This window comes from Granulicoccus phenolivorans DSM 17626 = NBRC 107789 = JCM 15570, assembly GCF_000423085.1.
Lineage (GTDB): Bacteria > Actinomycetota > Actinomycetes > Propionibacteriales > Propionibacteriaceae > Granulicoccus > Granulicoccus phenolivorans.
The window spans coordinates 1-13,539 of sequence record NZ_AUHH01000013.1 but is presented as its reverse complement, the minus strand read 5'-3'; the positions used below and the strand labels follow the sequence as shown (position 1 = coordinate 13,539).

Here is a 13,539-nt window from a genome sequence, read left to right as displayed (position 1 = left end):
GGGACCACTCTACCGACGGGGGCGACCCGCCCGGATGGACCAGCTTTTCTGGAACCGGGCAGATGATTACACTTACCTCTTGGCCATCAACCGGTGGCCCTGTCGCGCCCGGACCCGGGTCGGCAGTGGATTTGCCGACGAGCCCCGGGCGGGTTCCGCAGAATCGGCACCGAACAGGAGGCTCTCATGGGGAAGACCGGTCGCAAGCGCCGCGCACGTCGCAAAAAGGGCGCGAACCACGGCAAGCGTCCCAACGCCTGAGTCGTGGTCCACAGACACCAGCAGCTCCGAACCCTGGGTTCGGAGCTGCTGACGTTGTGGGCCGGGGAACCGCTCAGCCGCGCTCGATCTGAATCGTCCGGATCCGCGCGATGACGGCCATCCGCAAGTGTTGGGGGGCGCGGGCCTGGCAACAGCGCGAAATCAGTGCGCGCATCGCCGCCTCGGCGTCGAAGTGCTCAACGCACTCCTCACAGGCCAGCAGGTGCTCCCGGATCTGATCGGCCGTCGCGGTGTCCAGCTCGTTGTCCAGGAACTCGTGGACCCGGCTCAGGACCAGGTCGCAATCCTCCAGGCGGTGCTCGCTCATCGCCCACCCTCCTCATGTGGGGCGTCGGGGCTGCGCAGCATGCCGGTTTCCCGGGCATAGTCGGCCAGCTTCGAGCGCAGTTGCTTACGGGCCCGATTCAGTCGCGACATCACCGTGCCGATCGGGGTCCCCATGATCTCGGCGATCTCCTTGTAGGAGAAGCCTTCGACATCGGCCAGAATGACCGCCAGCCGGAAGTCCGGCGAGAGGTCGGCCAACGCTTCGGTGACCACGCTGTCCGGCATCCGTTCCAGCGCCTCGGTCTCCGCGGACCGCAGCCCGCGCGCGGTGTGCGACGCTTCGCGCGCCTCCTGCCAGTCCTCCACCTCGGGGGTGTCGGCGACCTTCGGCGAGCGCTGCTGCTTGCGATAGATGTTGATATAGGTATTGGTCAGAATCCGGTACAGCCAGGCCTTCAGATTCGTCCCGGGCCGGAACTGGTGGAACGACGCGTACGCCTTGGCGTACGCCTCCTGGACCAGGTCCTCGGCGTCACTGGGGTTTCGGGTCATCCGCAGCGCGGCACCGTAGAGCTGGTCGAGGTAGGCCATCGCGTCGCGCTCGAAACGTTCGGTGCGCTCGGCCTCGGTCTCCTCGGCCCGCAGATCAATGGTGGCGTCGGCGCCATCGGTGTCCCCGACGGCGTCCGGATCGGTGTCAGGAAGGGTCATCAGAGCCGACAATACCGGAGACACCGGGCTTCCCGGGGAGGTCGGGGTCGGCAGCGGGGTTGCCCCGCGCCGGTACTCCGACACATCACACTGGGTTGCCATCATGTGCAGCACAACGCGCTCGGCGCCGGGACTATTCCGATTCACTCCAGTGGGCGGATCAGTTCCGGCCCGTCGTTGCGAACCTGGTTGACCGCGGTGGACACCGGATAGGCCGCCAGATCCTGCGGTGGGGTCACCGCCAGCAGGTGATGGGCGACCTCGGCGTCGGTGGCCCGCGGATCCAGCCAGGCGTCCCACCGGTCGGCGCTGACCACCATCGGCATCCGGTCGTGCAGATGTCCCACCGCATCGGTGGCTTCGGTGGTGATGATGGTGCAGGTGGCCAACCAGCCGCCGTCGGCCTCCTGGCTGCGGGCCGGATCCCGCCAGAACTCGTAGAGTCCGGCCATCACCAGTAGTTCCGAGTCGGCGCGATGAATGAAGTAGGGCTGTTTCACCGGCTTACCGCGCGGGCCGGTCGCGCCGGTGTCGTACCACTCGTAGTAGCCGGCCGCCGGCAACAGACAGCGCCGGCTGCGGAAGGCCTTGCGGAAGGCGGGCTTGTCGGCGACGGTCTCGAAGCGCGCATTGATCATCCGGGCGCCCCCGGTGGCGTTCTTCGACCAGCTCGGCACCAGCCCCCAGCGCAACTGCACGAGTTTGCGTACGCCGGGCGCCCCGGGCTCGTCGGAGTGGTCGCGGGGAATCCGCTCCACCACCGCGGCGACCGGGTCGGTCGGGGCGATGTTGTACGCCGGGGGCGGAGCCGGGTCGGTGACCTCGTCGATCTCGAAGATTTCCACCAGCTCATCGGTATTCGCGGCGGCGGCGTAACGACCACACATGTCCCCACGATAGGGCGCAGGAAAAGTTCCCCGGCGTGGCGCCCCCAGATGTTCGGTACCGGTGGAATCGGCGGCCCGGACACGATAGACATGACACATGAATCTGCTGCGACTCGCATCCCGCACCATGCTCGCCGGCTACTTCGTCTTCCGTGGCCAGAAGGCCCTGCGCGAGCCCCAGGAATTCGCCTCCGAGGCGGAGCGTTTTGCCGATACCGCGATCCCGCTGGCGCAGAAGGTTGCCCCCAGCGACGTCGCCGACAAGATCCCCACCGAGACGACCACGCTGGTCCGGATCAGCGGCGGGTTGCAGTTGCTCGGCGGCCTCGCCCTGGCCACCGGCAAGGGTCGCCGGCTGGGCGCCGGCCTGCTGGCCGCGTCGCTGGTGCCGCAGTTGATCGCGCACAACCCGTTCGAGGGCGATACCGGCCCGACCCGGAACTCCTTCCTGACCGACCTGGCCCTGCTCGGTGGGGTGCTGATCGCCGCGCAGGACACCGAGGGCAAGCCGGGACTGACCTGGCGGGCCAAGGACACCGGCAAGAAACTCCAGGCGGGCGCGGAGCAGACCCGCAAGCAGCTGGCCTATGAGGCGAAACTCGCCCGGGCCAATGTGGAGAAGGCGATGGCAGACGCCGAGAACGCCGGCCTCGAGCTGAAGCAGAGCCTGCGCTGATGGTCATCCCCCGCCGTGCCCTGGAGTCGGGTCCGTGGGCCGCACCGGTTGCCGCCGAACCGGTCCATGCGACCGTGCGCCTGCCCGGATCGAAGTCGGAGACCAATCGCGCCCTGGTGCTGGCCGCGCTCAGTGACGGTCCCTCGCAGATTCGCAACGGCCTGGAGGCCCGGGACACCCGGTTGATGCGGGACGCCCTGCGCGTGCTCGGCGTGACGATCGACGACAGCGACGCCGGGGTGTGGCGGGTCACTCCCCCGGCCCGCTTCAGCGGGTCCGGGACGATCGACTGTGGTCTGGCCGGGACCGTGATGCGGTTCGTGCCCCCGATCGCCGCGCTGACCGACGGCACCGTCGAGTTCACCGGCGACGCGGCCGCCGAGGTACGCCCGATGGGTCCGCTGCTGGACGCACTGTACGACCTGGGGGTCGGCCTGGATCCGGTACAGGCGACCGGCCTGCCGTTCCGGCTCACCGGCACCGGGGAGGTCGCCGGCGGCCCGCTGATCGTGGATGCCTCCACCTCCAGCCAGTACATCTCCGGGTTGCTGCTGGCCGGGGCGCGGTACCGCAACGGGATCGACATCCGGCACCGGGGTGCGACCACGGTGCCCAGCCGGCCCAACATCGACATGACCATCTCGATGCTGCGTGAGCGGGGCGTCCACGTGGAGTTGTCCGCGCCCGACCGGTGGATCGTCGCGCCCGGCCCGATCCGGGCGAAGGACGTCACCATCGCACCGGATCTGTCCAATGCCGCGCCGTTCCTGGCCGCCGGGGTGATCACGATGGGTTCGGTGACCGTGCCGGACTGGCCGACGGTGACCGATCAGCCGGGCGATCACATCCGACGAATCCTGACCGAGTTCGGCTCCCGGGTGGAGTTGACCCCGGCCGGTCTGGTGGTCACCGGGCAGTACCCGTTGCAGGGTGTCGATCTGGATCTGCACGACTGCTCGGAACTGACCCCGGTGGTCGCCGCCCTGGCCGCGATCACCCCCGAGCCCTGCCGGATCCGCGGAGTGGCGCACATCCGCGGCCACGAGACCGACCGGCTCAAGGCGCTGGCCACCGAGCTGAACCAACTGGGCGCCCACGTCCGGGAGGAGAGCGACGGGCTGAGCTTCCGGCCCCGGGTGCTGCACGGCGGTGACTTCGCCACCTACGCCGATCATCGGATGGCCCATGCCGGGGCGGTGCTCGGGCTGATCGTGGACGGGGTGGTGCTGGACGACATTTCGTGTACCAGCAAGACCATGACCGGCTTCTCCGCGCTGTGGGACGACATGCTGGATCAGTCGGCCGAGTACGCCTTCGGCCAGTCCGGGGCCGACGCCCAGGCCCAGGGTCAGGACTCTTGAGCCCTCGGCGCAGCAACGTCGACAACTTCCGCGAGTCCATTCTCACCGACTCCCATGCGCAGTTCGAACGACCGCGGCGCCGCACCCGGCCCCGGACCAAGGAGCGTCCGGACTATTCCGAGCTGCCGCTCGGCCTGGTGGTGACCATCGACCGCGGTCGCTACCGCTGCCTGTTGCTGGACGCCGACGGGGTCGGCCGGCACGAGGTGATCTGCATGAAGGCCCGGACCCTGGGCCGCAAGGCGATCATCGTCGGCGACCGGGTCCGGCTGGACGGGGACACCTCCGGCGCGGAGGGGACGCTGGCCCGGATCGTGGAAGCGATGGAGCGGACCACCGTGCTGCGTCGTACCGCCGATGACGACGACCCCTATGAACGCCCGATCGTGGCGAACGCCGATCAACTGGTGATCGTGACCGCGCTGGCCGATCCCCCGCCGCGGACCGGGATGATCGACCGGATCCTGGTCGCCGCCTACGATGCCGGGCTGGATCCGCTGTTGTGCCTGACCAAGGCCGATCTGGCCGCGCCCGATGAGCTGATCGCGGCGTACGAGCCCCTGGGTGTCCCCATCGTGGTGACCCGGCCCGGCGCCCCGTTGACGGACCTCTGGGAACTGCTGGAGGGGCGCTCCAGCGTCCTGATCGGGCATTCCGGCGTCGGCAAGTCGACCCTGATCAATACGCTGATCCCGGATGCGGGCCGGGCCACCGGCGACGTGAACGAGGTCACCGGCCGGGGGCGGCACACCTCCACCTCCGCGATCGCGCTGCAGCTGCCCGAACCGCACACCGGCTGGGTGATCGACACCCCGGGCGTACGCTCCTTCGGACTCAGCCACGTCACACCGGATAAGGTGATTTCGGCCTTCCCGGACCTGGCGTCCTGGACCGATCAGTGCCCGCGAGGCTGTACGCACGAGCTCGGGGTGCCCGGATGTGGCCTGGACCGAGCGCTGGAACTCGGGGGACCACTGGCCCGCCGGGTCGAATCCTTCCGGCGCATGATGTCCGCACGCAGCAGAGGAGACCAGCAATGAGCGACTACCACGACGACCTGCGGCTGGCCCACATGCTGGCCGACCAGGCCGATGCCCTCACCATGGACCGCTTCAAGTCCCAGGAGCTGCGGGTCAGTCGCAAACCGGACCGTTCGGTGGTGAGCGAAGCCGACCTGGCGGTGGAGGAAACCATCCGGAACACCCTGAACACCGCTCGCAAACGCGACGCCATCATCGGTGAGGAGGGGGGCCGGACCGGCTCCGGTCCGCGCGCCTGGATCGTCGACCCGATCGACGGCACCTCGAACTTCGTCCGGGGGGTCCCGGTGTGGGCCACCCTGATCGCCCTGGCCGAGGACGACCGGGTCGTCGTCGGGGTGGTCTCCGCGCCCGCGCTGAACCGCCGCTGGTGGGCCAGCCTGGGCGGCGGGGCCTACACCGGACGTTCCCTGGACCGGGCCACCCCGATCTCGGTCTCCCGGGTCGCCCGGATCGAGGATGCCTCGATGTCCTACTCCTCGATGGTCGGCTGGGTGAAGACCGACTACGGCCAGCCGTTCGTCGACCTGATGCGGGCCTGCTGGCGGACCCGGGCGTACGGCGATTTCTGGAACTACATGCTGGTCGCCGAGGGTGCGGTCGATCTCGCCCTGGAGCCGGAGCTGGCGCTGCACGACATGGCCGCCTGCTCGATCGTCGTCACCGAGGCCGGGGGCCGGTTCACCAACGTGGAGGGTACGCCGGGGCCGGTCGGCCCGGGCGCCCTGGCGACCAACGGCGTACTCCACGACACGGTGCTGCAGCACATGGCCGGCGAACTCTATCCGGCGCTGCAGCCCTACGACGGTCCGGAGAACTGAGCCCGCACCTCTCGGCCGAAAAGCGACGACCCCGGAGCCGGCGGGCTCCGGGGTCGCGACGTCGGCGGCGCTAGCGGCCGATCACTCCGCGATCACCGCACGCAGCCGGACGGTCTCCGGCAGTTCCCGGATCGCGGCGGCGAGGGAGCGCACGTTCTCCCCGGACACCTCGGTGACGGCGTACCCCAGCTCGCCCTTGGTGGACAGCGACTGCCGGTCGATGTTGACCCCGTGCTCGGCGATCAGCTGGTTCACCTTGGCCAGCACCCCGGGGACGTTCTTGTGCACGTACAGCAGTCGGACCCCGTGCACGTTGTTGTCGGTGGGCACCTCGGGCAGGTTCACCGACATGCTGGTGGTCCCGGTCTGCCAGAAGTCGACCAGCTTGCCGGCCACGTAGAAGCCGATGTCCTGCTGGGCCTCCTGGGTCGAGCCGCCGACGTGCGGGGTCAGGATCACGTTCGGCAGCCCCTGCAGCGGCGAGACGAACTTCTCCCCGGCCCGCTTGGGCTCCTCGGGGAACACGTCGACCGCGGCACCGGCGATGTGGCCGGACAGGATGTTCTCCCGCAGTGCCTCGACGTCGACGATGAAACCGCGGCTCAGGTTCAGAAACAGGCTGCGCGGTCGCATCATCGCGAAGTGCTCGGCGGTGAAGGCCTTCCGGTTCTCCGGACGCCCGTCGACGTGCAGGGTGACCACCTCGACCTTGCTGAGCAGCTCCTCCATCGAGTTGCACCGCTGCGCATTGCCCAGGGCGAGCTTGTCGGCGACATCGTAGAAGTACACGTGCATGCCCAGGGCCTCGGCGATCACCGAGAGCTGGCTGCCGATGTTGCCGTAGCCGACGATGCCGAGCTTGCGGCCGCGTACCTCATGGGAGCCGGTCGCCGACTTGTCCCACTCACCGGCGTGCGCCTTGGCGTTCTTCTCGGTGAGCCGCCGGGCCATCGCGATGATCTCGCCGATCACCAGTTCGACGACCGACCGGGTGTTGGAGAACGGCGCGTTGAACACGACGGTGCCGCTGGCCGCGGCGGTGGCCAGGTCGATCTGGTTGGTGCCGATGCAGAAAGCACCCACCGCCATCAGGTCCTTGGCCTGGTCCAGCACCTTGGCGGTCACCTGGGTCTTGGACCGGATCCCGAGCAGGGAGACGCCCTGCAGCGCTTCGATCAGTTCGGGCTCGTCCAGAGCACCCTTGACGGTGGTCACCTCGAAGCCGCCGTCGGTCAGGATCCGTTCGGCGTCCGGATGGATGTTTTCCAGGAGCAGCGCTTTCACAGCGTGGAGTGTACGCCTATATACCCGGAATCGGCGGGCCGTACGCGGGGGCGGAACGGTCGTCGGAACCGGCACTCGGGCACGGCCGGACGGGGCTCAGGCGCGGTGTTCCCCGATGAAGCGATACATCTCGACGTTGAACTCGTCCGGACTGTCGATATTGAGCTCCTGCCCGCCGTGCAGGGTGGTCAGCTTGGCGTCACTCATCCGTTCGGTCAGTTGGTGCCCGGCGGCCCGGTTGACCCGATCGGTATCCCCGAGCAGGACCAGGGTGGGGACATCGATCCGCTCCAGGTCACCACTCAGATCCATCTCGAGCATCGAGTCCAGCACCTGCAGCACCCGCTTCTTGCTGATTCCCTGGGACGCCAGCCGGCGCTCGGGCACGAAGCGCAGCGCGGCGCGTTGGGCCTTCATCACCATCTTCGGCGGCGCGATCTGCGGCGCGACCAGGACCAGGGCCCCCACCCGCGGATCGGTGGCGGCCACCCGCAACGCGACCATGGCACCCAACGAGATGCCCACCAGGTACGCCCGGGCGGCCCCGTAGCTGGTCAGTTCGGTGCTCACCTGGTTCGCGGCCCGATCCAGTTCGAAGGACTCGGCGTCACCCGGGCGCAGGCCGGACAGCCAGGGAGCGGCCGCCGGCAGGTCCGGCGGCAGGTCGCGTACCTGGTCCTGGAAGGTCTGGGGGGTCTGGCCGAGGCCGTGCAGCAGAACGAGCAACTCGCTTCTGGACACCGGTGTCTCCTTTGTTGGTTGCCCGGATTCAGCGCTCGAACCGGATGGTCGGGATCGCCGCCAGGAGTGCCTGCGTGTAGGGCTCCTGGGGTCGTTGATAGACCTGCTCGGTCGTTCCGGCCTCCACGATACGTCCGCCCCGCATAACCGCAACCGAGTCGCAGACGTGGCGGACCACCAACAGATCGTGGGAGACGAAAATCATGGTCAGTCCCATCCGGTCGACCAGGTCGTTGAGCAGGTTGAGGACCTGGGCGCGGACCGACACATCGAGGGCGGACACCGGTTCGTCGGCGATCAGCACCTCCGGCCGGGGCGCCAGCGCCCGGGCGATCGCGATCCGCTGGCGCTGGCCGCCGGAGAACTCGTGCGGGAACCGGCGGGCGGAGTCGGCCGGCAGCCCGACGGCCTCGAGCACCTCCGTCAGCCGGGCCGCATGATCGTCGGGCACGTCGCTGCGGTGCCGCATCATCCGCGAGCGCAACGGTTCGGTGATGATGTCCCCCACCCGCATCCGTGGATCCAGTGAGGACCGGGGATCCTGGAAGACCAGTTGGACCGCGCTGCGCAGGAAGCCCAGCCGCCGTTCCGGTACGCCGATGATCGAGCGTCCGTGCAACCGGATGTCCCCGGCGGTGGGGCGATCCAGCGCGGCCAGCATCCGGATCAGGGTGGACTTCCCCGACCCGGACTCCCCCACGATGCCCAGGCGCTGGCCGCGGCGTACGGTCAGTGAGACGTTGTCGACCGCGACCACGGTGCGGGACCCGGGGTAGACCCGGGTGAGGTCGCGCACCGCATAGACCGGTGCCGGGTCGTCGGGGGTGCTCGGGTCGGGGGTGCTCGGGTCGCTCATCCGGCGACCTCCGTGCCCGGCGTACGCTCCGGCCGCCGGTAGAAGTCGGCCACCGTCGGCAGGCGGCTGCCGGGGGCGACCTGATCCAGCCGGGCGGTCGCCAGCAGGCCCCGGGTGTAGGGATGCTGCGGATCGGTGAACACCGACTTTAGTTCCCCGGCCTCGACGATCGCCCCGTCCAGCATCACCAGCACCTGATCGCACACCTGGGAGAGCACCGCCAGGTCGTGGGTGATGAACAGGCACGCCGCGCCCACGGCATCCAGATTGTGCCGCAGCACCCGGAGCACCTGTTGCTGCACCGTCACATCGAGCGCGGTGGTGGGTTCGTCGCAGATCACCAGGTCGGGCTGGTTGATCAGGGCCATCGCCAGGACGACGCGCTGCCGCTGCCCGCCGGAGAGCTGGTGGGCGAACGCGTCATAGACCTGTTCGGGATCGGGCAGATCCACCTGCTCCAGCATGTCCAGGGTCAGTGCCCGCGCCTGCTCGCGGCTCGACTTGCGGTGCAGCCGCACCACCTCCGCCACCTGCCGGCCGACTTTCATCGTCGGGTCGAGCGCGGTCATCGGTTCCTGGAAGACCATCGACAGGTCGTTGCCGCGCATCGGGGCGAACAACGCATCCGGGCGGCCGATCAGTTCGGTGCCGCCCAGCCGGATCGACCCGGTCGCGGTGGCGTACTCCGGCAGCAGGCCCATCACCGCCAGCGCGGTCACCGACTTACCGGACCCGGATTGGCCGATCAGGCCGACCCGGGCACCGGCGTCGATGGTGAAGTCGATCCCGGTGAGGGTCGGTGGCCGGCGCCCGAAGGCCACGCTGAGATTGCGCACCTCGAGCAGACTCATACCGCCTCCCGCAGGCGGGGATCGAGCAGGTCCCGCAGGCCGTCGCCGAGCAGATTGAAGCCCAGCACGGCGCCGGCGATCGCCAGCCCCGGCCACAGCGCGAGCGCCGGATCGTTGAACATGTAGGTCTGCGCCTCGCGCAGCATCCGACCCCAGGTGACCACCAGCGGCGGGCTGCCCAGGCCCAGGTAGCTCAGCGCGGCCTCGGCGAGGATCGCCATCCCGAACGACACCGAGGCCTGGACCCCGAGGACCGGGGCGATGTTGGGCAGCACGTGGCGTACCGCCGACATCAGGTACGGCGTCCCGGACGCCCGGGCGGCCAGGATGTAGTCCGAACTCATCACACTCAGCGTGGCGGCCCGGGCCACCCGGGCGAAGGCCGGGATGGTCGCGATCCCGATCGCGGTCATCGCCGACCAGGTGGAGGATCCCCGGGCCGCGGCGAACAGGATCGCCAGCAGCAGCGCCGGGAAGGCGTACAGAATGTCGGCCACCCGCATCAACAGCTCGCTCGGCCAGCCCTTCAGCATCCCCGCCGCGATCCCCCACGGTACGCCGATCAGCGCGGCGATCGAGACCGAGATGACCCCGACGATCAGGCAGATCTGGGACCCGGCGAGGACCCGGCTGAACAGATCGCGGCCCAGTTGGTCGAAGCCGAGGATGTGGGCACCCTGGGGCCCCTGCAGGGCAGCCCCGGGGAAGACCCGATTCGGATCGAAGGGGGTCCACACCAGCGAGACCAGCCCGGCCACCAGCACGATCCCGACCAGCACGACGCCGGTCCACAGTGAGGCGCGCTTCATCGCCGCTCCCGCAGCCGGGGATCGAGCAACAGATAGGACAGGTCGACCAGGAAGTTCACCAGCAACACGGCCAGCACCAGAACCAGCACGGTCCCCTGGACCATGACCAGGTCCCGCTGGGCCACCGCCTGCAGCAGCAGGCTGCCCAGGCCGGGCAGCGCGAACACCTGCTCGATCACGATCGCCCCGACCAGCAGCGTGGTCAACTGCAGCCCGAGCACGGTGACCACCGACAGCGACGCATTGCGCAGGCCGTGCCGCAGCAGCGCGGGGATCTCCCGCCACCCGACGGCCCGGGCGGTGCGGTAATAGTCCTCCGAGAGCACCTCGATGGTGGCCGAGCGGACATAGCGGACCAGCACGGCGGACTGCACCAGAGCCAGCGAGCAGACCGGCAGGACCAGGTGGGCCAGCCATTGCGCCGGATCCTCGGTGAGCGGCACATAGCCGTTGGCCGGGAACCAGCGCAACCAGACCCCGAACAGCCACACCGCCATGATCCCGGCCCAGAAGGCGGGGATGGCCAGGCCGAGCTGGGACAGCCCGGAGGTGACGAACCCGGCCCAGTGCCGCCGTCGCAGCGCCGCGAAGGTCCCGACCGGGACGGCGATCAGCAGCGCCAGCACCATCGCGAAACCGACCAACCAGGCGGTCACCCCGAACTTCTCGGCGATCTGGACGCCCACCTGCTGGTGGGTCAGGTAGGACGTGCCCATGTCCCCGGTGAGCATCCCGCCGATCCACTCGCCGTAGCGCACGAAGAAGGGCCGGTTCAGCCCGAGTTGCTCCTCCAGCGCGCGGACGGCGGCCGGGTCCGCGCTCTGCCCGAGCATCGCCTGGGCGACATTGCCGGGCAGCGCGTTGCAGACCCAGAAGATGATCAGCGAGGCAACCAGCAGGCTGGCCAGGAAGACCCCGAGCCGGATCAGGATCCGGACGAGGACGCCCCCGCGCCGGGAAGCCGTTCCCCCGCGCACCGCGGGGGCGCTGCCGGTTGCCGTGCCGGATCCTGCCATCCGGGGCTCAGCGACCCGCGGAAATCGTGGTCACATCGAAGGAGAGGCTGGTTGCGTTCGGGGCCACCCCGGTGATGTTCGGCTTGGTCACGATCAGGTTCGGCAGCAGGAACAGCCAGTCCGCGGCGGCATCGTCGGACAGCAGCTTCGCGGCTTCCTTCATCTTCGCGATGTACTCATCGGAGGTCCCGGCATCGGCCTCGGCGATCAGGGTGCGGAACTTCTCCGACTGGTAGTGGAAATAGTAATCGGGGTTGGCGAAGCGGACGATGTCGCGCGGCTCGACGTGCGCCACGATCGACATGTCGTAGTCACCCTTGGTGAGCACCGTGTCGATCCAGCTGGCCGGGAACTCGAGCTGGTCGATCACCACATTGATCCCGACGTCCTTGAGCTGGCTGGCCACGAACGGACCGGCGGCGGTGGCGTACGGCAGGCTCGGGAGTCGCAGCCGCAGAGTGATCCCGGTCGCCCCGGCCTCCTGCAGCAACTGCCGGGCCTTGTCGGGGTTGAAGGCGTACTCACCGCTGAGGTCCTCGTACCACGGGTCGGTCGGCGGCACCATCGAGCCGATCAGGGTCCCCTTGCCCGCCCAGACGGTGTCGCGCAGCGCCTTGCGGTCGATCGCGTACCGGATGGCCTGGCGGACCCGCACGTCGTTCAGGTGCGGGGCGGTGTTGTTCATCGACAGCACCACCTCAGCGTTGGTGGTGCCCTCGATCACGTTGTAGCGCGACCGGTCGTTGAACTGGTTCAGCGAGGCCGGCGCCGCCACGTTGGAAATGATGTCGAGGTCGCCGGACAGCATCGCCGCATTCATCGCGTTGGCATCGCTGAAGTAGCGGAAGGTGACCTCGCTGAAGCGTCCCGGGGTGCCCCAGTAGTTGGTGTTCTGCTCCAGGGTCACCGCGCTGCCCTGGGTCCACTGCTTGAGCTTGAACGGGCCGGAACCGGCGGGCTGGCTGGCCAGGTCGACCTGGGCCTGGGAATCGATCACGATGCCGGCGGTGGAGGACATGTCGAACAGCCAGCCGTTGCTGGGCCGGGTGAGCTTCACCTCCACCGTCCGCTCGCCGGTCGCGGTCGCGGACTCCACCAGGGCCATCTGGCGCTTGATCGTCGTGCTGGCGACATCGTTCTTGGCCCGCTGGATGCTCCAGACGACGTCGGCCGCGGTCACCGGACGCCCCGAGGCGAACTTCGCGCCCGGATCCAGCAGGAAGGTGTAGGTGAGCCGATCGGTGGACAGGTCCCAGCGCTGGGCCAGCAGCGGACGCAACTGGCCGGTGCTGTCCATCTTCACCAGGGTCTCGTACACGTTGTACAGCAGGACCTGGGGGATGGCGGCGGCATCATTGGCCGTGGGGTCCATCGTGGGCGGGGACGCCGTGGCCCCGATCACCAGCTGCCGCTGTGCACCCTGCTGACTCTGAGTCCCGCTGGTGCAGCCGGTGGCCGCCAGCATGGCCAGTGTCAGTACCGCCAGCAGCGCATTGCGTACCCGACGCTTCATAGGTGAATCCCCCTCCAGCGCCGATCTGACGCCATCGGGGAAGGAGTCTAATGCGTGATCTGCGCCACTGGCGGGCTACTCACCCGTATCGAAATCCGGGCGACGCACCATCGGTGGGAAACCGTGAACCGCTCGCGTTCACCCCACCCAACGTCACCCTGGGAAACCCAGCGTCACGGCGCACCGAAGCTGCCCACCCAACGGTGACGCTGCCTGACCGAACCGCAGCTCGATCCCCCGAAACAGCTCCGGGAGCCCCCACACGCGGGCACTCTGAGCTGAGGCAACGAAGCACCCCACGCGGACATGGTGGCTGAGTCAACGCGTCGATCGTGGTGCCTCACATGCAAGTCCCCGGATGGTGGGGGTCGTGCCTCACGTGGTTTTCCCCCGGATGGTGGGGGTCGTGCCTCACATGGTTTTC

15 protein-coding genes are annotated in these 13,539 nt (G+C 68.8%); 5 read left to right on the top strand and 10 right to left on the bottom strand.

What is annotated here, in order from left to right; genetic code table 11:
• The first annotated feature begins 186 nt into the window (after positions 1–186).
• Positions 187–261, top strand: a complete 75-nt coding sequence (locus G531_RS27085; protein WP_369797015.1) for a 50S ribosomal protein bL37 — start codon at positions 187–189, stop codon at positions 259–261.
• A 73-nt stretch (positions 262–334) separates the two neighbouring features.
• Here the strand turns inward: G531_RS27085 and rsrA are convergent, their stop codons facing one another.
• The 3 genes from rsrA to G531_RS0106745 all read right to left on the bottom strand — a co-directional run bounded on the left by rsrA (position 335) and on the right by G531_RS0106745 (position 2,147).
• Positions 335–589: a mycothiol system anti-sigma-R factor gene (gene rsrA, locus G531_RS0106755; RefSeq protein WP_026926662.1), complete on the bottom strand. Its 255-nt coding sequence runs from the start codon at positions 587–589 to the stop codon at positions 335–337.
• Complete coding sequence (locus tag G531_RS0106750; protein WP_035758018.1) at positions 586–1,260, bottom strand: sigma-70 family RNA polymerase sigma factor; 675 nt, start codon at positions 1,258–1,260, stop codon at positions 586–588. The genes rsrA and G531_RS0106750 overlap by 4 nt, the downstream gene beginning before the upstream one ends.
• Positions 1,261–1,403: 143 nt before the next feature.
• Positions 1,404–2,147 (bottom strand): SOS response-associated peptidase, encoded by a 744-nt coding sequence (locus G531_RS0106745; RefSeq protein ID WP_026926660.1) that lies wholly within the window; start codon positions 2,145–2,147, stop codon positions 1,404–1,406.
• Positions 2,148–2,244: 97 nt separating this feature from the next.
• Between G531_RS0106745 and G531_RS20995 the strand changes: the two genes are divergently transcribed.
• The 4 genes from G531_RS20995 to G531_RS20990 are packed head-to-tail and all read left to right on the top strand — an operon-like array spanning position 2,245 to position 6,045.
• A complete protein-coding gene (locus tag G531_RS20995; RefSeq protein WP_051215165.1) occupies positions 2,245–2,823 on the top strand; it encodes a DoxX family membrane protein in 579 nt (192 codons plus the stop codon).
• On the top strand, positions 2,823–4,184 hold the full coding sequence (gene aroA, locus G531_RS0106735; protein WP_035758015.1) for a 3-phosphoshikimate 1-carboxyvinyltransferase: 1,362 nt from the start codon (positions 2,823–2,825) through the stop codon (positions 4,182–4,184). Before G531_RS20995 ends, aroA begins: the two co-directional genes overlap by 1 nt.
• Entirely contained in the window at positions 4,181–5,224 is a 1,044-nt protein-coding gene (rsgA, locus tag G531_RS0106730) for a ribosome small subunit-dependent GTPase A (protein ID WP_081683897.1), read from the top strand. Before aroA ends, rsgA begins: the two co-directional genes overlap by 4 nt.
• Positions 5,221–6,045: an inositol monophosphatase family protein gene (locus tag G531_RS20990; protein WP_051215164.1), complete on the top strand. Its 825-nt coding sequence runs from the start codon at positions 5,221–5,223 to the stop codon at positions 6,043–6,045. Before rsgA ends, G531_RS20990 begins: the two co-directional genes overlap by 4 nt.
• A gap of 81 nt (positions 6,046–6,126) precedes the next feature.
• Here the strand turns inward: G531_RS20990 and serA are convergent, their stop codons facing one another.
• From serA to G531_RS0106690, 7 genes are all read right to left on the bottom strand, one after another.
• Positions 6,127–7,329, bottom strand: coding sequence for a phosphoglycerate dehydrogenase (gene serA, locus G531_RS0106720; RefSeq protein ID WP_026926657.1), 1,203 nt, complete (start codon positions 7,327–7,329; stop codon positions 6,127–6,129).
• A gap of 96 nt (positions 7,330–7,425) precedes the next feature.
• The gene (locus G531_RS24415) at positions 7,426–8,070 is read right to left on the bottom strand and encodes an alpha/beta fold hydrolase (RefSeq protein ID WP_162143153.1); all 645 of its coding nucleotides are present in this window, start codon (positions 8,068–8,070) and stop codon (positions 7,426–7,428) included.
• 28 nt (positions 8,071–8,098) lie between these two features.
• On the bottom strand, positions 8,099–8,926 hold the full coding sequence (locus G531_RS0106710) for an ABC transporter ATP-binding protein (RefSeq protein WP_051215162.1): 828 nt from the start codon (positions 8,924–8,926) through the stop codon (positions 8,099–8,101).
• Positions 8,923–9,777, bottom strand: coding sequence for an ABC transporter ATP-binding protein (locus G531_RS20980; RefSeq protein WP_035758012.1), 855 nt, complete (start codon positions 9,775–9,777; stop codon positions 8,923–8,925). The genes G531_RS0106710 and G531_RS20980 overlap by 4 nt, the downstream gene beginning before the upstream one ends.
• Positions 9,774–10,586, bottom strand: a complete 813-nt coding sequence (locus G531_RS0106700) for an ABC transporter permease (protein WP_026926655.1) — start codon at positions 10,584–10,586, stop codon at positions 9,774–9,776. The genes G531_RS20980 and G531_RS0106700 overlap by 4 nt, the downstream gene beginning before the upstream one ends.
• The gene (locus tag G531_RS0106695) at positions 10,583–11,602 is read right to left on the bottom strand and encodes an ABC transporter permease (RefSeq protein WP_081683895.1); all 1,020 of its coding nucleotides are present in this window, start codon (positions 11,600–11,602) and stop codon (positions 10,583–10,585) included. The genes G531_RS0106700 and G531_RS0106695 overlap by 4 nt, the downstream gene beginning before the upstream one ends.
• A gap of 7 nt (positions 11,603–11,609) precedes the next feature.
• Complete coding sequence (locus tag G531_RS0106690; protein WP_026926653.1) at positions 11,610–13,115, bottom strand: ABC transporter substrate-binding protein; 1,506 nt, start codon at positions 13,113–13,115, stop codon at positions 11,610–11,612.
• Positions 13,116–13,539: the final 424 nt, after the last annotated feature.